Raw genomic sequence first — 24,784 nt, 5'->3', positions numbered from 1 at the left:
AGCTATGTATTTGCCACCAGCAGTTCCTCCGCATTGTTTGGCGGGCGCAGGTCATCTGTCCTGCCCGCGAAGTAGCGTCGGGTAAGATCGGCCGCCGAGACGTGCCGTGCGTCTCCAAAGCCAGCTTCGCGGGCCAGCGCCAGGATCTCCGGCGGGGTGAAGAAACTGAGGAAAGGGGTCCCGCTTGCCCGCGCCCCCTTCTCCGCCATCTCAAGCCCGGGACGTACCTCGGGGTCCGCCAGCGCCAGCGGGAGCAGGAACGTCATAGCGAGCGTCGATCCTGGGGCGAGGGCCGCAACCTGGCGCAGCGTGGCCGCGTTCGCATCCTTGGTGAGGTACATGCTGACGCCCGTGGAGGCCACGATTGCCGGCTTGCTGCCATCGAAGCCGGCAGCCACGAGCCCGTCCCGCCAGGCCCCCCTCGCCTCGAAATCGACCGGCACGAAACGCAGCCAGTCCGGCACGCCGAAGCCGAGCTCGATCAGGCGCTGACGCTTCCATCCCTGAGGACCTGGCTGGTCGATCTCGAACACCCTGAGGCGGGACGCCATCTCCGGCCTGCGCTGCGCGAAGCTGTCAAGGCCGGCGCCGAGGATGACATACTGGCTAACCCCGCGGCCGGCCTGTTCCACGACCAGGTCCTCAATGAAGCGAGCACGAGCCACGATCGAGGCGCGGAAGGGACGCGTGAACTGCGGGTCCATATCCCCGCGGCGGCGCCAGTCCTTGTCCGGGGCCAGCAGCTTTAGGCCGATTTCGTCTTCCAGCACATGCGGCGGGGAGTCGGCCTCGACATGCAGAGCGCGCCACAAGGCGACTCGCGCTGCTGTGCTGTCTGGCGCTACATCTCGCTTGTCGTTCATGACTTTGAACCCTCATTGTTCGTCTTGGCCTGAAGCTGACCAAGCGCGATAGCACGATAGCGCGAAGGCTTAAACCGTTCGAAGCGCCTGGCAAGATCGTTGCCCCAAAGGCAGCGGCAGTGGTGCATCAACCAGTACCCCCGCCGAAACAGGCTTGCAGGAGAAAGGGCTTCCGACCGGCTGCCAATGGCTAAATCCATCTTTGTCACGTCTGCGTCAAGCCAGTCCTGCGACCGTTGATCGCAGGGTGGACAACGCTTGCCACGACTTTTTTCCGACGTCTATTCGTGCCCTGTCACGAACTTCTTTGTCGCGTGATAGCCATGCCTTGTTTCATCAGCCACGGCATGGCCGGCCGTCTTCGCACCGCGGCCAACCGCGTGCGCGGCATCGCGCACAGCATGCCCGGTCTTCTTCCCTGCCGTCTTGACGTCGTTCTTGAACTCGTGGGCACCCGTAGCCAGGCTCGCATGTGCCAGCGAGCTGAGGGCGGCCAGCATGAACGCAATGATCAAAGTTCTCGTCTTCATCGTTCCAACTTCAGATTCTTGGTGCGCCTGGCAGGCAGCCGGCCAGTGCGTGGCGATTTTGCTTTTGCCGCTGCACCATCAGAAAACCGATCGCATACCTTGCGTGGGGGCACATTCTCACAAGCGTGCATTTTAAGCTTGCCCGAGACCGGAAGTCCGAATTCAGGCTCGACATCGTGTATAACGGCTCGCCGGGCGCTTAGCGGGCAGCGGCGCCCGGCTCTGTGATCGCGCTGTAGACCAGCGTGCGCAGTTGGCGGCGCACCGGGTAGGCGGACGAGGGCAAGAGCTGGGTCAGGAACAGTCCGATCAGGTCCTCCTGCGGATCGACCCAGAAGAAGGTGCTGGCCGCACCGCCCCAGAAGAAGTCCCCAGCGCTGCCGGGAATCAGCGTGGTCGCCGGCGCCACCGTGGTGGCGAAGCCGAGCCCGAAGCCGACGCCATCGTAGGTGGCCTCACTGAACATCGAGCGCGACATGCGCGGCAGGTCCACCCCGCCCGGCAGATGGTTGGTGGTCATCAGCGCCAGCGTCTTCGGCCCCAGCAGGCGCACCCCGTCAAGCTCGCCGCCTTGCCGCAACATGCGCGCGAAGCGCATGTAGTCAGCAGCGGTGGACACCAGGCCGCCGCCGCCCGAGATGAAGCTGGGCGGCTTCAGGTAGGGGCTGGTGCGAGGATCGTCCTGCAGGACCGGTCCGCCCGTGGATACCACCTTCGAACCGAGCGCGCCCACGGAGTAGCAGGCACAGAAGCGCGACGCCTTCTCTTCCGGCACGTAGAAGGCGGTGTCGACCATGCCAAGCGGATCGAATATCCGTTCCTTCAGGAAGGTCTCGAAAGGAATCCCGCTGACCTTGCCGACGAGGTAGCCCAGCACGTCGGTGGAGACGGAATAATTCCAGGCCTCGCCCGGCGAGAACTCGAGCGGCAGCTTGGCCAGCTTCTCGATCATGTCGTCCAGCGTGCCGTCGGTGGCGAGCTCGCCCAGTTTCAGCTTGCGGTAAGCCGCGTCGACGTTGCTGTTCTGCTGGAAACCATAGGTCAGACCGGAGGTGTGGCGCAGCAGGTCGACCACGAGCATCGGGCGCGCAGCCGGGCGCGTCTGGAAGCTCTCCATGAAGCCCCCGGCGTAGACGCCCAGGTTTTCCCATGCCGGGATGTGCTTGCTGACCGGATCGTCCAGAGCGATCTTGCATTCCTCGACCAGCATCATGACCGCCACCGATGTGACCGGCTTTGTCATCGAGTAGATACGGAAGATCGAATCCTCGGCCAATGGAACCTGCCGCTCTCGGTCGGCCAGGCCCAGCACCGAGTTCAGGGCCAGTTCGCCGCGCCGCCACACCTGGATGAGGGCGCCGGGCAGCTTGCCGGTCGCGATATAGGTTTCGTCGACGAAACGTTCGACCCGCCCGAGCCGCTCCCGGGACATCCCCTGTGTTTCCCTGCCTTGCATATCCCTCCTCCTTCTATGAGCACTGGTTTGTCAAGTTCCTTTGGAGCTAGCCGACCAAATCTTCCTACGTGCGGCGTAGTCTGAAGCCGTCTGTTGTGCGCGCGTCAGACGTGACGTCTGACCACCTTCTATCCGCCGGCGCTTGGCCAGCCTCATCCTGCATGCGCATTACGCCGGAGTCATCAACCAGGAACATGCCCCATCTTGATAAATCGGTTGCATCAGCAACCCGGGAGGAGGACGGGCATGTTCACCTCAGACCGTTTGTGCTTGCGTAGTTGCCCTGACCGGGCCGTTACCTCTTTCCTGCAAGCTTTTAGGAGGCTTACGCCGACTTCAGGCGTGCGCCTTTGGGAATCTCACCGTCTTTCAGATAGCGCCACAGCGCAATGGCCAGTCGCCGTGCGACTGCAACGATCGCGATGCGCCGAGCCCGCCGGTTTGGTCCCGTGCTCTGGGTGCGCTCGTTGAACCAGCGCGTAAGTGCACTGTCGGGCTGGTAACGCAGCCAGCACCATGCCATCTCGACCAGTAACGCGCGCACTCGTCGGTTGCCCTGTTTGCTAATGCCCTGGTCGACCTGGCTCTCGCCGCTGTCGTAGGGCTGGGGCACCAGGCCCGTACAGGCCCCCACTTGGCGCCGGTTGCTGAACTCCCTCCAGAACAGTTCGAGCGCGAGGCGCGACGCGCCCACTTCGCCAATCCCTTTCAGGCGCGCCAGGTCATCGCGTCGCTGGCGCGCGGGGGCGGGCAGGCTTGCCTGTCGCGTTTTCTCCAGCTCCGCGAGTTGCTGCTGCGCCAGCGCGAGCCGTTCGCACTCACGCAGCAGCCGCCCGCGCATTTCGGGCGACAACGGCGCGCCGTCGTGACACTTCACCTCGTCACGGGCGAGCCGGCCGGCGAAGTGCTTGTGATCCACCTCATCCCAGCAGCCGAGCGTGGCCAGCAGTTTTCGCATCCGGTCGCAGTGCTGCAGCACTTCCTTCTGCAGTTGCCCGCGATCGCGCATCAGGTGCCGCGACGCTTCGTCCTGCGGCGATGGGACGTGAACCACGTGCATGCGGTCGCGCTCGCCACGTAGCCATGCGCGCAGGTTGATCACCAGCTTGATGGCATCGAGCCGGTCGGTCTTCGCGCGTCGCTTGTGGCGTTCGACGGGAATGCTGGCTGGATCGATGACGTAGCACTCGATGCCGCGCCCCTGAAGCGCACGACAGATCCAAAATCCGTCCTGGCCGGCCTCGTAGCTTACGACGACGCGCACACCTGCTGCCAGCGACCACTTGTCCTTGTGCTGTTCGATCAGGTCCAGCACCGCCTGCAGACGCGCTACGGCTTGTAGCTGCGCGACCGTATGCACCGCAGGCTGCTCGCGGTGCCCGTCGTGTAACGCGACCTTCCACTTCGCGGCCGCCAGTTCGAGCGAGACCGCCAACACGTCCTCGATACTCGTGTATGCCTGATCTGTACGCATGACGCTATCTCCTGTGAGCCAAGCACGACACGCTGATTCTAAGCAGGCTTGTCCCCTGTCTCATAGGATCTTGTTATTGCCTTCACGCCCGCGCCGCCGGCGCTGGCCTCGCGCTGTCCCGTCCTGGTGCGCGCGGCGATCCCGGCCGCGCCCGCCGTGCCCGCGCCCAAGAGGGCCGTGGGTGGAATATGGGCTCGCCGGCCGAAATTGCCGCCTTGGCTCCGCCCGCACCCCGCCATCATGACATCTGTGGCCCCCGCTCGCCAGGGCGGCGCGATCACCAGCGTCAGGCGCCGCCGTCGCGCAGGGTGCCAGGGGGCCGTCACTGCGGTGCGCGGATTCCAGGAAAAGGAGCTGCGCGCAGGCTAATGCGGATACCGTATCGTTGACCTCAACGTTCAGGAAAACGATTCGCTCGCGCAGAAGCCGCGAAAGATGTCGAAGGACCGTTCTCCCCGGCTGGATTGTTCGACGACCATAGGGACGCGTTGCATCGCTTCGCGCATGGGCGAACTCCTGTCTTCTAGTTTTGCCAAGGAGGGGGCCCGCCCTCGCCTTGCGCTCGAGCGGCCTTTTTAAAATGGTGTGCCCGGGCCAGATGAATGGAAACCCGGGCACCCCACTTTTTGCTCCGTCGCGCTCTGCGACCCGCCGTGGTTAGATTGTCTTCAACTTCGTGACCTTCGTTCCCTCGAGCGTCACACCGGCCATCAACCCGTTGTTGGTGAGCACGAACGCCACCACCGGTGCGGTAGCGGTGTTGGTGTCGATACTGCCATTTGCCCCCACCTTTAGTACCGCAACGGATGCATCGCCGCCGGCCGACCATCCTTCGCTATTCCTGAATCGTTCGAGCGCATCCTGGGTCATGAACAGAAAGATAAGGGCCTTGGATTGCGCGCCAATCTGCAGTCCGAAGGAAGCGGTCGTGGTGCTGTAGTACCCCACCGTAGCGCCGCCGACGCGCAGGGAGCCCTCTCCATACTGGCCGCCGAACCAGAATCCGGCTGCGATCACCGAGGGAAATACCAGCACGCCACGGGCCTTTCCGACCAGCTCACGCGAGCCGTTGGCGGTGCTGTACAGGCGTGCGAGGGTCGAATCGACGCCCGCATCGATGGTGTGGCGCTTGTCGGCCTGGTTGCCGCTAGTACTGGATTCTCCGGTCGTCGTGCAACCCGGAAGGGTAGCGCCAATTGCCGCGACCGTTCCGGTCGCTATCAAGATGAATCTTCGCCTTAGCATCGTCAACTCCAGTGTCTCCAGATAGTTCGAGCATATGCAAAGGGCGATGCGAATGCGGTACGAAAGCGTACGGAAATGCAGAAACAGATCCGCTGGATATGGCCGCCACTGAATCGCCGCGCTGCCGGTACGATGACGGGCGCTTGCAGATTTCCATCGCCAGTCAGCACTCCGGATCGCCGCGTACCGATCCGAAGCCCCCGCGGCGCCAGCCCCTGATCCTGTGCCGGACAGACACGAGCCGGTATTCGGCGTACAAAAAGTATTTGATCGCACCGCCAACGCTGACTAGCTTCCGGCGAAGTAATGTGAATCCCAATGGAGATCAGTCATGAAACTCGCTGTTAATTCGCTCAGGCCGAAGACCGTATTTTTGCTGCGGGCCGCCGCGATTCTTTCCATGATGGCGCTTACCGGTCCTGCCGGAGCCATCGCGGCCACCGATGCGCAGGGGGTCGCCCATGTTTTGAGGATTGCGAAGCAAGACCGCATCGAGACACGCATCAGCGATCTTCATACGAAGCTCCAGATCACCGCCTCCCAGGAGCAACTCTGGCAGAAGGTCGCGCAGGTCATGCGCGAAAATGCGAGCAGGATGGAATCGCTACGACAAGCGCGGGAAAATGATGTCAAAGACATGACCGCTGTGCGCGACCTCCAGTCCTATGGGGAGATAGCCGACGCGCATGCCGATGGCATCAGGAAGCTCACGCCCGTCTTCCAGGATCTGTACAACAGCATGTCGGACGTCCAGAAAAAGAATGCCGACATGATCTTCCGGACCAGGGGGCACCATGCGTCAAAGGTCAACTGAACGCTGAACCAAGGCTATAGCCACAGGTGCAAGCCGTGCGGTGGGGCTAGGGTTCCCGCTCAAACACAGGAGATTATTGTGAAAACCTCAACAGCTTGGTCAAGTCGGACGCGCTCGACAAGCGCGAGGATCGCCACGGCATTGGGCCTGACGATGACAATTGGCGGCGTGTGGGCGACGCCGGCGTTCGGCGAATACAACCACGACCATCCCAGCCAGCAGCAGCGCGGCCAGTATCAGGGCTCTCGGCATCCTTCGAGCCATCAGGAGCATCGCGGCGACTGGCATGGCAATCAACGCTATGACCATCGCGGTGGCAATGGCTATGATAACCAGGGCTACGTCTATGCGCCGCCTCCCGTAGCCTACGTGCCGCAACCATCACCCGGCATCACCCTGGTCTTTCCTCTTCAGTTTCGCTAACCGGATGATGCTGGCAAGCCTCGGGCAGCGCTCTGATCACCGGCCCGCCTGGTACGGGCCGGCCCCCCTGAAGCACCACCATTTCCCGACGCGACACAATGCTATTCGACGCCCAGAATGAGATCGATTGCCGCCCTGCCCGCCAATTCTGCAACCAGATGCGCCCACCGACGGGAAAACGGCCCGCCGTGTAATTTGATGCGCTCCCCGATTGCTGCGACACCGGGTGGTCGAAACGGGCCACTAATACTAAACCACGCTTCGAACATGTCCTCCGATAGGCTCACTAGGTCCACGTGAATCTCGAACCCGCGATATTCGGCAATGCGCTGCATGCCTATCTCCTGATGCTTGTAAGCCTTTCCCAGCAAATGCCTGTCCTGGCCGGCGCATGCCGTTGACGCTTCAACGTGGCAGCGCCCGATCAGGTATCGTCTGCAGCGCAAATTCGCTGACATGGACACACCAGCTAGACTGGATACCGCTATGCGCGCGTTCTCTGGAGGAACCCATCATGCCTGCACCCGCGGTCACAACGGATTCCGCGTTCTGGTAGCTCCCAGTCACAGCGCTCCCGGAACAGGCTGCCACAAGCCCTGACGGAATGAGCAGTGCGTGGCCGCTGCGCGCCTGGCACAGTTCGGCCCAAACCTGATCCATGGCGAGCGGTATCTCGGCGACCAAACTACGCCGTCCTTCAGCGCACCAGAGAAGTCATCTGCCCGGTATCACCGGCAGCATCCGTGTGAACCCCACCAAAGGGATCTCAGCCAAGGCAAGCTGTAAGCAACACGGCAGGAGAAGGCGTTGCCCGCTTCCGGGCGATGGCATGCAGGATCTCATTCCGACTTATCGAAGACGGCGGCTTCGAGATCTTTCCTGAAATGCTGCACCCAATCGGTTTCATAGCCGATGGGATATTCCCTTGTCACTTGTGTCGATAGTCTGGTTACAGTGACATAGCCTTGCAGACCGAAGTTCTCGTCGCCTTTTGGGTCAGTCGTATCCGTTTCCAGGAGCTCGAAATCACCTGCTGCCAGACCGTTGCGCTGCAAGGCCGCAAGAAAGTCCTGTTGTTCATCCGGTTCGATCAGTCGCATCGTCGGCCCCTCATTTGTTCAACAGAGCGCTCATGGACTCGCATCGGGACGTGAGGCGGATGACTACCGCCCATCCGCTGAAGTCACGAGCAAAGCACACATGGGGAGAGCGTCGCCATGGACGTCCCTTGCACGGCGCCCCGCTCAGGTAGTCGTGCACCTGTTCAGGCACACCCCGGAATAGAGGCTCATGGCGAGTTCCACGATTCGGTCACAATGGCGGTAGAAGGCCGCCAGCACAGCGGATGCTCTGAACCTATTCCGGGGCTCAGATCCGATTGCTGCTCCAACGAGAACTATGTCAAATCCGCTATCTGCTTGCTTTGCGGATCACGCTGACCGAGTTGCGCAGTCTTGCGAGCCTCATCGGGTTGTTCGCCCTGCCATTCTCTTCGTGCTTTCGAGAGCTTTGTCGGGGCCAGAGGTACAGGGGCATGCTTCATGAGTGTCTCGTCGTTGCTTGTAGCCTGTTGCTATGTCACTTTTTAATATTAGGCCCTCGCGGCTCTCTTCCCAACAAGTCTTGCTCAACCTCTTGGCAGAGGCGCAAGCATGGCGTCTCACTACGGCCTGTCCCGCGGTACACCATGCGTTATGTCGTGCATGACTTCTGCAGCCTGCTCCGGGGTCGAGGGGAGGCCTTGGAAGATGCTTGCGGAATTGGCCGTCGGCACTTGCGACGGTGTTCTGCTAATGAATACTCCCGCCGCTGACTAAAGCCTTCGGCTTGTAGCGGGGGTTTCCGGGTTCGGCGACTCATGCACCGTGCGGTTGCCCGCCCGGTGTCTTACTCGAGTCTCCCCTGGCGTAGAGGTCCCTTCGGACCCCGGTTCGGAGCATCCCGCCCCTACCTTGTTTCTGAGGCGCATCGTCTTCTTCTTGCCCTTGGCCGAGAACTCGCCCGACCGGACCAGTGCCACACCACGATTGCGAATCACCTCGCTCGCATTGTGGTCGGCGTTGGCACGGAAATCGCAGCCTTGGCAGACAAACACGGCCTGCGACGGCCGGTTGTCCGGGTGGGTGTGGCCGCACCGGCTACACTCCTGCGAACTGTGATGCGGCGGCACGGTGACGACGAGCTTGTTTCATCGCAGCGCCTTGTATTGTGCGAGCGTGAGCGTCCTGCCCCAGGCGCTCACCAGAATCCTGCTGTTGAGTCCCGCCTTGGCGCGAGCCTGGTTCTTGAGCCACTTGCCCGACTCGTCCCGCTTGGCCTTTGGCCGTGCGCTCATCGCCTTGACGCGCAGATTTTCGAACACCACCAACCGCGTTTCCTCGCCTGTTACCAGGCGGTAGCTGGTCTGATGCGCGAAGTCCTGCCGCACGTTCTTGGCATAGTGTTGGCATCGCGCGGCGCGGTATTTGGCCTTGCGCCATCCCGATGAGCCTTTGGTCCGGCGCGCCATCCGGCGCTGCCAGCGCTGGCGGGCGCGCTCCTTCTTTTCCATCCGTTGCTGCTGGGCGCGGCTCAGGGCGGCTGTCTGCCCGGTGCTAGCGTACACGGGCACCGTAATGCCACGATCCACGCCTACCGCCGCGGCGCGCAGATCGGCTTCGGACCAGGTCGCCAGCACCGCTGCAATCTCTTCCTGCGTCACCGCCGGCAGCCCATCGTCGACGCTGAAGGCGACGTACCATCGCCCGGCGTCGACCGTCAGCGTGATGCTAGCCGGCATCGTGTGAGGCCGGTGAGCGGTATAGGGGATGGCGCCCACCGGGAACTTGCCCTTGCCGACGTGCAGGCGATAGCGTGTCTCGCCGGTCGGCGTGTCGGCAATCGGTTGGAACGAGAACAGCTCGCTCGTGAGCCAGATCGATTGTGGGCCGCTCCTGCGCTGAATCGTTGGACGTCCACCCAGCTTCTGGAAGAACCGGCTGTATGCCTGCTTCCAGCGTACCGCGCCATTGCGCAGCACCTGTGATGGGACTTCGGACAGCCAGGGCGTTAGCTCCGCGTTCTTGTAACGCGCGTATTCCTGGTCAATCGGAGGATGTTGCCCCGCCAAGGCCAGCGCCTTGCGCTGGAATGCCCGGTAATATCGATCCTCACCAACTTTCGCGTTGTAAACGAAGCGCTGGCAGCCAATCCAGCGCAGCAGAATGGTTTGCTGCGCTGGCGTAGGGTAACAGCGGAATCGGTAGCCGGTTTGCATGCGGCAACTTTAACACCAGAAAAGCCGCCCGCAACCATAGCTTGGCGCAAAGGCAGCCTCGCGGCTGCCGCCGACTTGACCCCCTCCTGAGCCTACTGGCCCTAGGAGGGGGAATGAGTCGGCAAAGGATTGTTCATGGAGGAAACATGGCTACTCACATCCACCACACGCATCGCGCGGGCTGGCTGCGTGCCGCGGTGCTCGGAGCTAATGACGGCCTGTTGTCTATGTCGAGTCTCATGATCGGCGTCGCTGCTGCGCAAACGCATCCACGCGGCATCCTCGCCGCGGGAGTTGCTGGTCTTGCCGCCGGGATGTTGTCGATGGGTGCGGGAGAATACGTCTCGGTCAGCGCACAGTCGGATATCGAACATGCCGATATTGAAATCGAACAATTGGCGCTTAAAACCGAGTATCCGGAGGAGGTGGCAGAACTGGCGAGAATCTATGTTCGACGCGGTCTCGATCCGGAGCTTGCGCGCCAGGTGGCCGAGAAACTGATGGCCTACGATGCGCTCGCCGCGCATATGCGCGATGACATTGGCATTTCCGACGCCTCATCGCCGCAGCCTATCATCGCTGCACTCACATCCTCCGTTAGCTTCGCGATCGGGGGAGTCGGACCGCTGCTGGCCGCGTTCGTTGCGCCCCCATCCACCCTGATTGCCACCATCGTTGCGGTTTCGCTGGCTTTCCTGATCGTCCTGGGTATTTCGGCCGCTCGCCTGAGTGGTGCCCCGATCATTCCCGGCACGTCGCGAATACTCACGTGGGGCGTGATCGCCATGGCCGGCACGGGCATTGTCGGCGCGCTGTTCGGTGCCCACATCTGAAGGCCACATCGGGACCTACTAAGGAGTTCGGTGAATTCCGGCGATAGTGGTGTATCTCAACGTGGACGCTCAAGTTCGCGTTGACTTCCGTTTTGGCTGATAAAGAGCCCATCGCCGACGCCGCCTTGGATAACCGCTCATGGGCGCTTACCGGACGGTGCAAAAACTATAATAAGGCGTCATCAGGAAGGAGGCGGCAATGCGCGCACCTGCTCTCTCATCTGTACTCGCTGCATGCGTACTGGCTGGAGCCGCCTCCCTGGCTGGCGCCCAGGGCGCCGCATCGGTGCGCATCCAAAGCTATGCGGTGCCGGCCGGCGCGCATCCCCACGACGTAGCGCCCGCCCAGGACGGTTCCGTGTGGTACACGGCCCAGCCGCTTGGCGCGCTCGGGCGGCTAGATCCGGTGACCGGCAAGACCACGCACATCCCGCTCGGTCGCGATGCCGCGCCGCACGGTGTCATCGTCGGGCCAGACGGAGCGGCCTGGGTCACTGACGGCGGCCAGAACGCAATCGTACGTGTCGACCCTGCCACGCGCGCCTTGAAGCGATTCCCCCTCCCACCCGGGCACCCGAATGCCAATTTGAACACCGCCGTGTTCGACGCACAGGGGCACCTTTGGTTTACCGGACAAAATGGCGTCTACGGGGAACTCGATCCCGTAGGCCGCATACGCATGTTCGATGCCCCTGATGGGGCGGGGCCATACGGCATCACCATGACCCCTGGCGGCGATGTCTATTACGCTTCACTGGCTGGCAACTATATCGCCCGCATTGACAAGGCTACGGGCGCCGCGCATGTCATCGTGCCGCCCACGCCGTACGCGGGCCCACGCCGCATCTGGTCGGACTCCAAAGGCACTCTGTGGATCAGCGAATGGACCGCCGGCAAGCTTGGCGCCTACGATCCAGCCACCGAGCGCTGGCGTGAGTGGCGCCTGCCCGGTGACGGCCCTCACGCATATGCCGTGTATGTCGACGAACGCGACAAAGTGTGGCTAAGCGACTGGGGCGCGAATGTCATCTTGCGCTTCGACCCGCAAACTGGTCGCTTTGAAAGCTTTACCAGTTCGCGGCCGCACGCCAACGTGCGGCAAATGCTCGGCCGCCCGGGCGAAGTCTGGACGGCTGAGTCGGGGACTGACCAGTTGGTCGTCTATCGTTTCAAGGCGGGGACGCAGGAGTAGTCTCGCCATTTCGCGAAGACGCCAGCAATCTCATCGCAGTCGGACTCAACGATTCCGACCACGCGGCGTAGGCCGGTTTGATGCGGGTGACCAGGGGCGCGCGTATCCCATCTCTCAACATCTCTCAGGACAACTTATCCGGTCGAACGCTGCAGCCGCATGGATAGCGAAAAGCGTTCGGCCGGATGCACCGTGACCGAAACCTCGAACACGTGGCCGCTTGCATCGAAATAGGATCGCACGATCTTGAGCGCAGCGTCTCCCGGCGTCAGCCCAAGGGTGCGTGAAATTTCGGTGTCGCCAACATTGAAGGCGCGCACATCCTGGCGGATCTCGGCAATGCAGCGGCCGTAGCGTGCCTCGATCAAGGAACTGATCAGGACACCAGGCGACGCGCGCACGATGTCGCCAATCTCCGCATAGGCTGGGTCTATATACACATCGGTCCAGGCGATGGGCGGCGTGTTTGCATCACCATCCATGCGCAAGCTCGAGATGCGCAGCCAGCGCGTACCGCTGGCACAGCCGAGCTCCTTGGCTTGCGCACCGCTCATCGTCACTTCCTCGATCGCCTTCACCACGCGCAGATGCGCGGCGCCAAATTGCACGAGATCCTCCACGGAAGCCAGCGAGGGACGAAAGCCCTTCGTAGGCGCGGCAGCCTCGACTCGGGTTCCCACATTCTTGCGCCTCGACAGCAGGCCGAGTTCCTGTAGTTCGGCGAGAGCGGCTCGCACTGTGTGGCGGCTCGTGCCGTAGTGCGCTACCAGCTCAAGCTCCGTCGGCAGCAAGGAGCCAACCGGGAACTGGCCGGATCGGATGCCTTCCGTCAGATCACGGGCAATGGCCGAGAAGTTGGGCTTCGTCATGGTGAGGGGAGCGTGCGTGTTCAGGGCGCTAGGGTAAACCCATGGTTGCGAATATGTTCGAACATATTATAGTTCGACATGTCCGGACATATTAGCTTGTGTTCGCGAATCCAGCAATTTACCCCAGAGGCAGATATGTCCACTTTCTCCGTCCCAATGGCTAGCACTGTTGTTGACTCGATCCTGTTTCGCGATGCCTTTGGCACCGCCAAGATGCGCGAGGTCTTCTCTGACCGGGCGCTGATCCAGCGTTACATTGACGCCGAGATCGCACTGGCGAAGGCCGAGGCGCGCATCGGCGTGATTCCGGCCGAGGCGGCGGAGGTGATTGCGCGCGAGTCGCGCATCGAGCGCATCGACTTTGACCATATGCGCGAAGAAACGGACATTGTCGGCTACCCGATCCTGCCGCTGGTGCACCAGCTCGTGGGCATGTGCGGCGACGCCGGCCGCTACGTGCACTGGGGCGCGACCACGCAGGACATCATGGACACCGCGGTGGCACTGCAGGTGCGCGACGCGCTCGACAGCATCGACGCCGATATCCGCGAACTGCGCGGCATCCTCGCCGGCCTTGCGACCAAGCATCGCGACACGCCCATGGCCGGTCGCACCCACCTGCAGCAGGCGCTGCCGGTCACTTTTGGCTACAAGGTAGCGATCTGGCTCGCCATGTTCGACCGCCACCAGCAGCGCCTGGCTGAGCTGCGCCCGCGGGTGGCTGTGGTGGAGTTTGCCGGCGCGGCGGGCACACTGGCCTCGCTGGGCGACAAGGGCTTCGACGTGCAGCGGGCGATGGCCGAAGAACTTGGGTTGGGCGTGCCGGCAACCACCTGGCATGTGGCGCGTGACGGTTTTGCCGAGGCGGTGAACCTGCTCGCGCTGATCACCGGCTCCCTTGGCAAGATCGCGCTCGACATCATGATCATGGCTTCGACCGAGTTTGCCGAGGTGTACGAGCCTTTCGTCAAGGGGCGTGGCGCATCCAGCACCATGCCGCAAAAGCGCAACCCGATCTCCAGCGAGCTGATGCTGGCCGCTTCGAAAGCGGTGCGCCAGCACGCCGGTCTGATGGTCGATGCGATGGTGCAAGACTTCGAGCGCGCCACCGGGCCGTGGCATGCCGAGTGGATCGCGATTCCCGAGAGTTTCATCTTCACTGCCGGCGCCCTGCACCAGGCGAAGTTCGCCCTTGGTGGCCTGATCGTCGATACCGACCGCATGAAGCATAACCTCGGCATCACCCGAGGCCTGATCGTAGCCGAGGCAGTGATGATGGGCCTGGCCCCCTACACCGGCCGCCAGCAGGCGCACGACATCGTCTACGACGCCTGCCGCATCGTGAACGAGAGGGGCGGCACACTGGCCGAGGCACTGATGGCGCAGCCAGAAGTCACGCAGCACTTCGATCGTGCCGCAATCGACCGATTGACCGATCCAGCCAACTACCTCGGCCTGGCGCCGCAGATGGTGGACCGCGCGGTCGCGTTGTCGACAGGCGCGTAAAAAAACACCATCGAGGAGACAGAGATGCAAAACCACTCACCCAGCGCAGATGCGCTGATCTCGCCGCCGAGAAAATTGCCCTGGTATCGCAAGCTAGGCATGCAAGTGCTCGTGTCCTTGGTGCTTGGCATCGCGGTGGGCTTCCTCTTTCCGAAGTTCGCCTCGCAGCTCAAGCTGCTGGGAGACATGTTCCTCTCGCTGATCAAGGCTGGCGTGGCGCCGCTGGTGTTCCTCACCATCGTGCACGGCATTGCTTCAGCCGGCGATGTGAAGAGCGCAGGCCGCGTAGGCTGGCGCTCCATCTTCTACTTTGAAGTACTTTCGACCATTGCCCTGGTGCTGGGTATGCTGGCGGGGAACCTCTTGCAGATCGGCAAGGGCATGACCACGGTGGCCACCGGCGCCGCCCCGCCGGTGGTGGCCAAGGCCGGGCCGCACGGCTTCCTGGAGTTCATGGCCCACATCGTGCCGGACAACTTTGTCGGGGCGTTTGCCAAGGGCGAACTGCTGCAGGTAGTGGTGCTTGCGGTGATGGTCGGCATCGGCATCCTCGCCATTCCGGAAGGCCGCCGCGAGAAGATCAACGAGGGACTCGACCAAATTTCCGAGGTGCTGTTCTCTTTCATCAACCTGGTGATGAAACTGGCGCCGATCGGCACCTTCGGGGCGGTGGCCTATTCGGTAGGCAGCAACGGTACCGCGGTGCTGATCGCACTGGCCCAACTGGTGTTTAGCTTCTACGCGGTGGTGGCGGTCTTCATCGTGGTGGTGCTGGGCTTGGTGGCACGGCTGGCGGGCTTCAGTCTCTGGCGTTTTCTGCGCTACATCAAGGACGAGATCCTCATCGTCCTCGGCACCGCATCGTCGGAGAGTGCCCTGCCTCGCCTGCTGATCAAGCTGGAGCGGTTGGGTTGCGCGAAGCAGACCGTCGGTCTCGTGCTGCCAACCGGCTACGCATTCAATCTCGATGGCACTTCGCTCTTTATGGCAATGGGCGTGATGTTCATCTCGCATGCCTACGGCGTGCCGCTGTCGCTGGATCAGCAGATCGGCATCCTGTTGCTGATGCTGCTGACTTCCAAGGGCGCGGCAACGGTCTCCGGCGGTTCCTTCGTGGTCTTCGCCGCCACCGTGACGTCGACCGGGATGCTTCCGGTCGAAGGACTTGCCGTGATATTCGGTGTCTACCGCTTTCTGTCGATGGCGATCTCCACCTGCAATACGATCGGCAACAGCGTCGCAACCGTGGTCATTGCCAAGTGGTCCGGCACGTTTGACCACGAGGTTGCGCAGCGGCATCTCTATCCCGAGCGCTTTCCCGCTACCGCTAACGCCGATGCAGCGCTCGACGATGGCAATCTCTTGCCCGAGGACTCCAAGGAAGGCAATCCACACACTGCCGGCATCCCATTCTCCAAACATGGGGTGTGATTGGGTGGCAGAGCGCGGAAACTGAAATTGGCTTCTGCGTGTTCAGTCTTGCCTCCGCTATAGCGCAGGTGGAAGTAGCATAAACATCACTTACCCCAGCATCCACGGTCAAAGCATGGACCGCCTCGTGCCGGCTATCCCTTGCACCATAGCGCGCACCGCCCCCGCTCATTGCACTGCACCATGACCGTGCCGCCCCGCCCCACCTCGGCGCATCCCCTCCCGGCCTGACGCCCCTGCGCAGCGCAAAACCCCCTCCATCCATCACAAACAGCCCTGGCACGCCGCTTGCGTAATAAGACGCGAGCGGACCAACGGCGGCCCGCTCACCCCACACAGGGTGGTAACGGTCTTCACCGCTGCCACCAGGACAACGGCGTCCCCTGATCTGGTCTTCACGACCGGATTGCGGGACGCCATTTGTTTTTATGGAGCCATGATGACCGGCAAAGCCACCCGCATCGAACTGCTAAGCCTGCGCACCCCGCAGATGCGCGCCTTCCACCTGACGTGGATGGCTTTCTTCGTGTGCTTCTTCGCATGGTTCGCCTGCGCTCCGTTGATGCCGGTGCTCAAGGGCGAGTTCGGCCTGACTCCCGACCAGATCGCCAATATCAATATCGCCGCGGTGGCCGTGACCATTCTCGTGCGGCTGGCCATCGGCCCGCTGTGCGACCGCTTCGGTCCCCGCCGCGCCTACACCGGCCTGCTCGCGCTGGGTGCGATCCCCGTGCTGGGCGTGGCGATGGCGCAGAGCTACGAGGCGTTCCTGTTCTTCCGCCTGCTGATCGGCGCGGTGGGCGCGAGCTTCGTGATCACGCAGTACCACACCTCGGTGATGTTCGCGCCCAATGTGGTGGGCACCGCCAACGCGGCAGCCGCCGGTTGGGGCAATGCCGGCGGTGGCGCGGCGCAAGCGCTGATGCCGCTGCTGCTGGGTGGCGTGTTGATGCTGGGCGTGAGCCACACCATGGGCTGGCGCCTGGCGCTGCTGGTACCGGGCGTGCTGATGCTGATCATGGCAGTGCTGTACTGGCGCTATACACAGGACTGCCCGCAAGGCGACTTCAAGGATCTGCGCGCACGCGGCATCGCCATCGACAGCGGCAAGAAAGGCGGCTGGGCCAGCTTTGTCGCCGCTGCCACCAACTACCGCGTGTGGATGCTGTTCATTACCTATGGCGCCTGCTTCGGCGTGGAGATCTTTATCCACAACGTGGCCGCTACCTATTACGTAGATCACTTCGGCCTGTCGCTCAGCAGCGCCGGCCTGGCCGCCGCCAGCTTCGGCCTGCTCGCCTTGTTCGCCCGTGCGCTGGGTGGCTGGCTGTCGGACAAGGCTGCGCTGCGCCGCGGCCTGGATGCGCGTTCCATGCTGCTGTTCGTGCTGATCCTGGGCGAAGGCCTGGGCCTGCTGTGGTTTGCCCAGGCGCATAGCGTCGTGGCGGCCGTGGTCGCCATGCTGAGCTTCGGCCTGTTCACCCATATGGCCTGCGGCGCTACCTATGCGCTGGTGCCCTTTATCGATCGCAAGGCGCTCGGCGGCGTGGCCGGCATCATCGGCGCCGGCGGCAATGTGGGCGCCGTGGCGGCGGGCTTCCTGATGAAGGGCCTGGGGGGCAACCTGCAGCAAACGCTGACCGTGCTCGGCGCGGCGGCCATCGTCTCCGCCCTGTGCGCCATCGCCGTGCGTTTCTCGGCCGAGCACAAGGCCAGCGAGCAGGCGCTGTTCGACAACGCGCTGGCCGGCTCCGGCTCCTGAGCCCGCCCGACGCAACGACTCCACACAAGCACACGCACCAGCGGCCCCATAGAACAAGGAAATCATCATGAAACTGATCATCATCGGCCACGGCATGGTCGGCCACAAATTCCTGGAATGCCTGGCCGAGGCTGGCTCGCAAGATATCGAAGTCACGGTGCTGTGCGAGGAGCCGCGTCCCGCCTATGACCGCGTGCACCTGTCCGAATTCTTCGCGGGCAAGTCCGCCGAGGATCTCTCGCTGGTGGAAGCCGGCTTCTTCGAGCGCAGCAATATGCTGCTGCGCCTGAACGCCCGCGCCACCGGCATCGACCGCGCGGCCAGGACGGTGACGGTTTCCACCGGCGAGACGCTGTCCTATGACAAGCTGATCATGGCCACCGGCTCCTACCCCTTCGTGCCGCCGCTGCCGGGCAAGGACCGCAAGGATTGCTTCGTCTACCGCACTATCGAAGACCTGGAAGCCATGCAGGAATGCGGCGCCCGCTCCAAGACCGGCGTGGTGATCGGCGGCGGCCTGCTGGGCCTGGAATGCGCCAAGGCACTGCGCGACATGGGCCTGCAAACCCATGTGGTGGAATTTGCCCCGCGCCTGATGGCGGTGCAGGTGGACGACGGCGGCGGCGCCATGCTGCGCCGGAAGATCGAAGACCTCGGCGTGACCGCGCACACCCGCAAGAACACCGTTGAGATCGTCGACGGCGAAGACGGCACCCATCGCATGAATTTTGCCGATGGCAGCCATCTGGACACCGACATGATCGTGTTCTCCGCCGGCATCCGCCCGCGCGACGAACTGGCCCGCGCCAGCGGCCTGGCCATCGGCGAGCGCGGCGGCATCACTGTGGACAACCAATGCCTGACCTCCGACCCCAACGTGTACGCCATCGGCGAATGCGCGCTGTGGGAAGGCAAGATCTACGGCCTGGTAGCCCCCGGCTATGAAATGGCCCGCGTGGCCGCCAAGCACCTGCTGGGCCACCAGGCCGAGTTCGCCGGCGCCGACATGAGCACCAAGCTCAAGCTGATGGGCGTCGACGTGGCCAGCCTGGGCGACCCGCACGGCAACGCGCCCGGCAGCCGCTCTTTCCAGTTCACCGACGAGCGCAAGCAGGTCTACAAGAAGCTGGTGGTGTCCGAATGCGGCAAGTACCTGCTGGGTGGCGTGCTGGTGGGCGATGCCGAGGAATACGGCACCCTGCTGCAGATGATGCTCAACAAGATCGAGCTGCCCGAGTCGCCGGAATTCCTGATCCTGCCGTCCTCCGACGGCCAGGCCAAGCCGGGGCTGGGCGCCGATGCGCTGCCCGATTCCGCGCAGATCTGCTCGTGCAACAACGTCACCAAGGGCGATATCTGCGCCGCCGTGTGCAATGGCACCACCACCATCGGTGCGATGAAGAGCTGCACCAAGGCCGGCAGCACCTGCGGCGGCTGCGTGCCGCTGGTCACGCAGGTGATGAAGGCCGAGATGAAGAAGCAAGGCCTGGCGGTCAACAACCACCTGTGCGAACACTTTGCCTACTCGCGCCAGGAGCTTTACCACCTGGTGCGCGTGGGTGGCTTCAAGACCTTCGACGCACTGCTGGCGGCGCACGGCAAGGGCCTGGGCTGCGATATCTGCAAGCCGACCGTGGCGAGCATCCTGGCCTCGTGCTGGAACGAGTTCGTGCTCAAGGAAGAGCACGCCAGCCTGCAGGATTCGAACGATTACTTCCTGGGCAATATCCAGAAGGATGGCACCTACTCGGTGGTGCCGCGCATGCCGGGCGGCGAGGTCACCCCCGACGGCCTGATCGCCGTGGGTCAGGTGGCCAAGAAGTACGGCCTGTACACCAAGATCACCGGCGGCGCCCGGGTCGACATGTTTGGCGCCCGCGTGGAAGAGCTGCCGATGATCTGGGAAGAACTGATCGCGGCCGGCTTCGAGTCGGGCCATGCCTACGGCAAGTCGCTGCGCACCGTGAAGTCCTGCGTGGGCTCCACGTGGTGCCGCTACGGCGTGGACGACTCGGTCGGCCTGGCCATCGAGATCGAGAACCGCTACAAGGGCCTGCGCGCGCCGCACAAGATCAAGTTTGGTGTTTCCGGCTGCACCCGCGAGTGCGCCGAGGCACAAGGCAAGGACGTGGGCATCATCGCCACCGAGCGCGGCTGGAACCTGTATGTGTGCGGCAATGGCGGCATGAAACCCCGCCACGCCGAACTGCTGGCCAGCGACCTGGACCGCGAAACGCTGCTGCGCTATGTGGACCGCTTCCTGATGTTCTACGTGCGCACCGCCGACCGCCTGCAACGCACCAGCGTCTGGCGCGACAACATGGAAGGCGGTCTGGACTACCTCAAGGCCGTGGTGCTGGAAGACAGCCTGGGCATCGGCGCGGAACTGGAAGCGCAGATGCAACACGTGGTGGACACCTACGAAGACGAATGGAAGGCCGCCGTGACCAACCCGGAAACCCGCAAGCGCTTCCGCCATTTCGTCAACAGCGACCTGCGCGACGACAACCTGGTCTTCATGGAAGAGCGCGGCCAGATCCGCCCCGCCACGCCGGAGGAACGGAACTTGCGTCGCTCCCGGCTTGAGCAGATCCCCGTGATCGTCAAGGCAGCCTGAACCGTCCGGAACCATCGTCTCGCGCTAACGCCCAAGGAGAACATCATGAGCCACACCCACCATTCCGAAACCTGGACCGCCGTTTGCACCCTGCGCGACATCGTGCCCAATACCGGCGTGTGCGCACTGGTGGACAAGGCGCAGATCGCCGTCTTCCGGGTCGGCGCGGGCCAGAGCGACAACCTTGGCGGCCAGGGCGACCGGGTGTTCGCCGTCTCCAACTACGATCCCAATTCCAATGCCGCCGTGCTGTCGCGTGGCCTGGTGGGCAGCCTGGGCGAGCGCATCGTGGTGGCGTCGCCAATCTACAAGCACCATTTCGATCTCCAGACCGGCGAATGCCTGGAAGCGCCCGAGCACTCGATCACGGCGTACCCGGCCCGGGTCTATGACGGCAAGGTCTGGGTGGCCGCATGACCACAAACCCCAAACCCCGCCTGGTGGTGGTCGGCAACGGCATGGCCGGCATGCGCACGGTCGAGGAACTGCTCAAGCTCGCGCCGGACCTCCATGACATCACCGTGTTCGGCGCCGAGCCGCACGGCAACTACAACCGCATCCTGCTCTCGCCGGTGCTGGCGGGCGAGAAGACGGTCGCGGACATCATGCTCAACACCCGCGAGTGGTACGAGCAGAACGGCATCGAACTCCTGGCCGGCGACCCGGTGGTGGCGATCGACCGCCGGCGCCGCCTGGTGCGCTCGCAATCCGGGCGCGAAGTCGGCTATGACCGGCTGCTGCTGGCCACCGGTTCCAAGCCTTTCATCATCCCGGTGCCGGGCCACCAGCTCGACGGCGTGATTGCCTTTCGCGACATCCAGGACGTGGAAACCATGCTGTCGGCGGCCCGCAACCATCGCCACGCGGTAGTGATCGGCGGCGGCCTGCTCGGCCTGGAAGCCGCCAACGGCCTGATGCGCCAGGGCATGGATGTGAGCGTAGTGCACGTTGCCGACAGCCTGATGGAGCGCCAGCTCGACAAGCCTGCCGCCGCGCTGCTCAAGCAGGCGCTGGAACGCAAGGGCCTGCGCTTCCTGCTCAACGCCAATACCAGCGGCATCCTTGGGGAAGACCGCGTCACCGGCGTATGCTTTAAAGACGGTACCCAGATACCCGCCGACCTGGTGGTGATGACCGCCGGCGTGCGTCCCAATATCGAACTGGCCCAGCAAGCCGGGCTGCGCTGCGAGCGCGCCATCGTGGTGGACGACACCTTGCAGACTTACGACCCGCGCGTGTATGCCGTGGGCGAGTGCGTCCAGCACCGCCAGGCCACCTTCGGCCTGGTGGCGCCGATCTGGGAACAGGCGCGCGTGGCCGCCGCGCACCTGGCCGGGGCCGGCCATCGCCGTTATGTGCAGCAAGCCACCGCGACCAAGCTAAAGGTGACCGGCGTGGATTTGTATTCCGCCGGCGACTTTATCGGTGGCGAGGACAGCGAGGACCTGGTGATGCGCGATCCGCGCCGCGGAATGTACAAGCGGCTGGTGCTGCAGGACGGGCGGCTGGTCGGGGCGGTTCTGTACGGCGACGTGCAGGACGGGCCCTGGTACTTCGACCTGATCCAGAGCGGCGCCAAGGTTGGCGCCATGCGCCAGCGGCTGCTGTTTGGCAAAGCACAGTGCGAGGCCATGGCGGCTTGACCGCTCGAACTAACCAGTCCCCGATTGATCGCCAGCTTTGAGCGCTACCGTGAACCTGTCCGATATCCCAGTCATCCTCTCCTCCGGTTCGCGCACCGTGCTGTCCGTCAACGCGTCGTCCGCCGTCACCGATACCACCTGCCCCTATTGCGGCGTGGGTTGTGGCGTGCGCGCCACGCGCCATGCCGACGGCAGCGTGGAGGTGGCCGGCGACGCTAGCCACGGTTCCAACCAGGGCCGCCTGTGCGTGAAAGGCTCCGCGCTGGCGGAAACCGTCGGCCTGGAGGGCCGCCTGCTGCACCCGCAGATGCGCGACGCCGATGGCACCCTGCAGCAAGTTTCGTGGGACCGTGCGCTTGACACCGTTGCCCAAGGCTTCAAGGACATCATCGCCGAGCATGGCCCCGATGCCGTGGCGCTCTACGTGTCCGGCCAGTTGCTGACCGAGGACTACTACGTCGCCAACAAGCTGATGAAAGGCTTTATCGGCAGCGCCAATATCGACACCAATTCGCGCCTGTGCATGTCGTCGGCCGTGGCCGGCCACAAGCGCGCCTTTGGCGAGGACCTGGTGCCAGGCAACTACGAAGACCTGGAACAGGCCGACCTGGTGGTGCTGGTCGGCTCCAACACCGCCTGGTGCCACCCGATCCTGTTCCAGCGCCTGTTGAAGGCCAAGGAAGCCCGGCCGGAGATGAAGCTGGTGGTGATCGACCCGCGCCGCACCGCTACGTGCGAGCTGGCCGACCTGCATCTCCCCGTCAAGCCGGGCACCGACGTGTGGCTGTTCAACGGCCTGCTGCACTACCTGGCGCAGCACGGCGCGGTGGACCAGGCATTCATCGACGCCCACACCAGCGGCCTGGACGCCGCGCTGGCGGCCGCCGGCCCGGACTGCACCGATGTTGCCAAGGTGGCCAAGGCCTGCAAGCTCGATCCCGAAGCGTTGCGTGGCTTCTATGCACTGTTCGCGGCCACGCCGAAGGTTGTGACCGGCTTCTCGCAGGGCGTGAACCAGTCGTCGGCCGGCACCGACAAGGTCAACAGCATCATCAACTGCCACCTGATCACTGGTCGCGTTGGCCGGCCCGGCATGGGGCCCTTCTCGCTGACCGGCCAGCCCAACGCCATGGGCGGGCGCGAGGTAGGCGGCCTGGCCAATATGCTGGCGGCGCATATGGAGCTTGCCGATCCGCTGCACCGCGAGATCGTGCAATCGTTCTGGGGCTCGCCCGCCATCGCGGACAAGCCGGGCCTGAAGGCGGTGGAACTGTTCGAAGCCATCGAGCAAGGCCGCGTCAAGGCCGTGTGGGTAATCGCCACCAACCCGGTGGTGAGCCTGCCCGACGCCGACCAGGCCCGCCGCGCGCTGGCCAAATGCGAGCTGGTGGTCAGCTCCGACATCATGCTGCGCACCGACACCAATGATGCCGCGCATATCCTGCTACCGGCGCTGGGCTGGGGCGAGAAGAGCGGCACGGTCACCAGCTCCGAGCGCCGGATCTCGCGCCAGCGTGCTTTCCTGCCGGCACCCGGCGAGGCCCGTGCCGACTGGAAGATCCTGTGCGACGTCGCGACACGCATGGGCTTTAGTGGATTCGACTTTGCCGGGCCGCATGAAATCTTCGACGAGCATGCGCGACTGAGCGCGTACCGGAACGCCGGCAGCAGCGATCGCGCCCACGCGCCTCGCGTGTTCGACCTGGCCGGACTGGCAGGCATGAGCCAGAAGCAATTCGACGCCCTCGCGCCGGTGCAATGGCCTGTGCTGGCCGCGCCCGCAGGGAGCCTCGCCAGCACGGCCGGCGGTACCGCTCGCCTGTTTGCCGACGGCCGCTTCGCCCATCCCGATGGCCGCGCCCGCTTTGTCGCCACGGCGCCGCGCGCCCCGTTCCACGCCACCGACGACGAATTCCCGCTGGTGCTCAACACCGGCCGCGTGCGCGACCAGTGGCACACCATGACTCGCACCGGCAAGTCGCCGAAGCTGGCCGACCATATCGCCGAGCCCTTTGTCGACATGCATCCGCAGGACGCCCTGCTATGCGGCGTGGGCGAAGGCAAGCTGGCGCGCGTGACCACGCGCTGGGGTGCCATGGTGGCACGCGTGCAGCACAGCGGCGGCATCCCGCGCGGCAGCGTGTTCGTGCCGATTCACTGGAACAGCCAGTTCAGCTCGGACGCACGCGTGGGCGCACTGGTCAACCCAGTGGTGGATCCTGTGTCGGGCGAACCCGAGTTCAAGCACACGCCGGTACGCGTGGAAGAATTCCGCGTGTCCTGGCATGGCTTTGTGCTAAGCCGGCACGACCTCCAGGCCGACGCCCTCACCTACTGGACGCGCATCCAGGGCCGCCAGTTCCAGCGCTACGAGTTCGCGGGCCGCGAGAACGTGACGGACCGCGCCGCGTGGGCGCGCCAGTTGCTGGGCATCGACGATCCCGACGCGGACTGGATCGAATACGAGGACCGCACCGCCGGCATCTACCACGCCGGCCACGTGGTGAACGAACGCCTCGATACCTGCATCTATATCTCCACCCGCCCTGAGCTGCCCTCGCGCGCCTGGCTGTCCACGCTGTTCGCCAAGGAGCGCCTGGAAGACACCGACCGCATGGGCTTGCTGCTGGGCCAGCCGATGGAAAAAGGCGAAGATGCCGGCCCCACGGTGTGCTCCTGCTTCGGCGTGGGCCGCAATACCATCTGCGATGCCGTGCGCAAGCACGACCTCAAGACGCCGGCCGAAGTCACAGCCTGCGTCAAGGCTGGCGGCAACTGCGGGTCTTGCGTGCCGGAGTTGAAGAAACTGCTGGCGGAGATTCGCGTGGCCGAAGTGGCTTGAGGCAGCCGCCAGTGCGCCGGGCAGACCC

The 24,784-nt window shown here is 63.8% G+C and carries 20 protein-coding genes and 2 pseudogenes; 11 read left to right on the top strand and 11 right to left on the bottom strand.

Annotated features, from left to right (window positions below; genetic code table 11):
- Positions 1-2: 2 nt before the first annotated feature.
- The 6 genes and pseudogenes from ACYP5B_RS41785 to ACYP5B_RS41760 all read right to left on the bottom strand — a co-directional run bounded on the left by ACYP5B_RS41785 (position 3) and on the right by ACYP5B_RS41760 (position 5,568).
- A complete protein-coding gene (locus ACYP5B_RS41785; protein WP_459573538.1) occupies positions 3-863 on the bottom strand; it encodes a class I SAM-dependent methyltransferase in 861 nt (286 codons plus the stop codon).
- A 281-nt stretch (positions 864-1,144) separates the two neighbouring features.
- On the bottom strand, positions 1,145-1,393 hold the full coding sequence (locus ACYP5B_RS41780; protein ID WP_318234999.1) for a hypothetical protein: 249 nt from the start codon (positions 1,391-1,393) through the stop codon (positions 1,145-1,147).
- Positions 1,394-1,592: 199 nt separating this feature from the next.
- Entirely contained in the window at positions 1,593-2,849 is a 1,257-nt protein-coding gene (locus ACYP5B_RS41775; protein WP_318235000.1) for a serine hydrolase domain-containing protein, read from the bottom strand.
- Between the two features lie 325 nt (positions 2,850-3,174).
- Positions 3,175-4,323, bottom strand: a complete 1,149-nt coding sequence (locus ACYP5B_RS41770) for an IS110 family RNA-guided transposase (RefSeq protein ID WP_459573537.1) — start codon at positions 4,321-4,323, stop codon at positions 3,175-3,177.
- A gap of 336 nt (positions 4,324-4,659) precedes the next feature.
- Positions 4,660-4,817 (bottom strand): annotated as a pseudogene (locus tag ACYP5B_RS41765) (ATP-dependent Clp protease proteolytic subunit); the annotation flags it as partial.
- 163 nt (positions 4,818-4,980) lie between these two features.
- Positions 4,981-5,568 carry a BPSL1445 family SYLF domain-containing lipoprotein gene (locus tag ACYP5B_RS41760; RefSeq protein WP_318235027.1) on the bottom strand — a complete coding sequence of 196 codons (588 nt, stop codon included), beginning with the start codon at positions 5,566-5,568 and terminating at the stop codon, positions 4,981-4,983.
- A 331-nt stretch (positions 5,569-5,899) separates the two neighbouring features.
- Between ACYP5B_RS41760 and ACYP5B_RS41755 the strand changes: the two genes are divergently transcribed.
- Together ACYP5B_RS41755 and ACYP5B_RS41750 are read left to right on the top strand one after the other, a co-directional pair.
- The gene (locus tag ACYP5B_RS41755) at positions 5,900-6,382 is read left to right on the top strand and encodes a Spy/CpxP family protein refolding chaperone (protein WP_459573536.1); all 483 of its coding nucleotides are present in this window, start codon (positions 5,900-5,902) and stop codon (positions 6,380-6,382) included.
- 78 nt (positions 6,383-6,460) lie between these two features.
- Positions 6,461-6,805 (top strand): hypothetical protein, encoded by a 345-nt coding sequence (locus ACYP5B_RS41750; RefSeq protein ID WP_459573535.1) that lies wholly within the window; start codon positions 6,461-6,463, stop codon positions 6,803-6,805.
- 101 nt (positions 6,806-6,906) lie between these two features.
- Here ACYP5B_RS41750 and ACYP5B_RS41745 read toward each other — a convergent pair whose 3' ends face one another.
- The 4 genes and pseudogenes from ACYP5B_RS41745 to ACYP5B_RS41730 form a co-directional block, all read right to left on the bottom strand.
- Positions 6,907-7,140 (bottom strand): hypothetical protein, encoded by a 234-nt coding sequence (locus tag ACYP5B_RS41745; protein ID WP_459573534.1) that lies wholly within the window; start codon positions 7,138-7,140, stop codon positions 6,907-6,909.
- A 504-nt stretch (positions 7,141-7,644) separates the two neighbouring features.
- A complete protein-coding gene (locus ACYP5B_RS41740; protein ID WP_318235004.1) occupies positions 7,645-7,905 on the bottom strand; it encodes a transcriptional regulator in 261 nt (86 codons plus the stop codon).
- A gap of 713 nt (positions 7,906-8,618) precedes the next feature.
- Positions 8,619-8,978 (bottom strand): annotated as a pseudogene (locus ACYP5B_RS41735) (zinc ribbon domain-containing protein); the annotation flags it as partial.
- 15 nt (positions 8,979-8,993) lie between these two features.
- A complete protein-coding gene (locus ACYP5B_RS41730; protein WP_459573533.1) occupies positions 8,994-10,061 on the bottom strand; it encodes an RNA-guided endonuclease InsQ/TnpB family protein in 1,068 nt (355 codons plus the stop codon).
- Positions 10,062-10,207: 146 nt separating this feature from the next.
- Here ACYP5B_RS41730 and ACYP5B_RS41725 point away from each other — a divergent pair, with 146 nt between their 5' ends.
- Both ACYP5B_RS41725 and ACYP5B_RS41720 read left to right on the top strand, forming a co-directional pair.
- Positions 10,208-10,894: a VIT1/CCC1 transporter family protein gene (locus tag ACYP5B_RS41725; protein WP_459573532.1), complete on the top strand. Its 687-nt coding sequence runs from the start codon at positions 10,208-10,210 to the stop codon at positions 10,892-10,894.
- A gap of 199 nt (positions 10,895-11,093) precedes the next feature.
- A complete protein-coding gene (locus ACYP5B_RS41720) occupies positions 11,094-12,086 on the top strand; it encodes a Vgb family protein (protein WP_318235006.1) in 993 nt (330 codons plus the stop codon).
- Positions 12,087-12,220: 134 nt separating this feature from the next.
- Here the strand turns inward: ACYP5B_RS41720 and ACYP5B_RS41715 are convergent, their stop codons facing one another.
- Entirely contained in the window at positions 12,221-12,955 is a 735-nt protein-coding gene (locus ACYP5B_RS41715; RefSeq protein ID WP_459573531.1) for a GntR family transcriptional regulator, read from the bottom strand.
- A gap of 135 nt (positions 12,956-13,090) precedes the next feature.
- Here ACYP5B_RS41715 and ACYP5B_RS41710 point away from each other — a divergent pair, with 135 nt between their 5' ends.
- The 7 genes from ACYP5B_RS41710 to ACYP5B_RS41680 all read left to right on the top strand — a co-directional run bounded on the left by ACYP5B_RS41710 (position 13,091) and on the right by ACYP5B_RS41680 (position 24,756).
- Positions 13,091-14,461: a class-II fumarase/aspartase family protein gene (locus ACYP5B_RS41710; RefSeq protein WP_459573530.1), complete on the top strand. Its 1,371-nt coding sequence runs from the start codon at positions 13,091-13,093 to the stop codon at positions 14,459-14,461.
- Positions 14,462-14,485: 24 nt separating this feature from the next.
- Entirely contained in the window at positions 14,486-15,892 is a 1,407-nt protein-coding gene (locus ACYP5B_RS41705) for a cation:dicarboxylate symporter family transporter (protein WP_459573528.1), read from the top strand.
- Positions 15,893-16,331: 439 nt separating this feature from the next.
- Positions 16,332-17,654, top strand: coding sequence for an MFS transporter (locus ACYP5B_RS41700; RefSeq protein ID WP_400091981.1), 1,323 nt, complete (start codon positions 16,332-16,334; stop codon positions 17,652-17,654).
- A 67-nt stretch (positions 17,655-17,721) separates the two neighbouring features.
- Positions 17,722-20,271 carry a nitrite reductase large subunit NirB gene (gene nirB / locus ACYP5B_RS41695; protein ID WP_400091947.1) on the top strand — a complete coding sequence of 850 codons (2,550 nt, stop codon included), beginning with the start codon at positions 17,722-17,724 and terminating at the stop codon, positions 20,269-20,271.
- 45 nt (positions 20,272-20,316) lie between these two features.
- Positions 20,317-20,688 carry a nitrite reductase small subunit NirD gene (gene nirD, locus ACYP5B_RS41690; RefSeq protein WP_459573527.1) on the top strand — a complete coding sequence of 124 codons (372 nt, stop codon included), beginning with the start codon at positions 20,317-20,319 and terminating at the stop codon, positions 20,686-20,688.
- Positions 20,685-21,914: an NAD(P)/FAD-dependent oxidoreductase gene (locus tag ACYP5B_RS41685; RefSeq protein ID WP_400091943.1), complete on the top strand. Its 1,230-nt coding sequence runs from the start codon at positions 20,685-20,687 to the stop codon at positions 21,912-21,914. Before nirD ends, ACYP5B_RS41685 begins: the two co-directional genes overlap by 4 nt.
- Positions 21,915-21,963: 49 nt before the next feature.
- Complete coding sequence (locus tag ACYP5B_RS41680) at positions 21,964-24,756, top strand: molybdopterin-dependent oxidoreductase (RefSeq protein ID WP_459573526.1); 2,793 nt, start codon at positions 21,964-21,966, stop codon at positions 24,754-24,756.
- Positions 24,757-24,784 lie beyond the last annotated feature (28 nt).

This window comes from Cupriavidus sp. 8B (assembly GCF_054589115.1).
The sequence above is the reverse complement of the archived record's forward strand: the minus strand, read 5'-3'. Positions and strand labels throughout refer to the sequence as shown.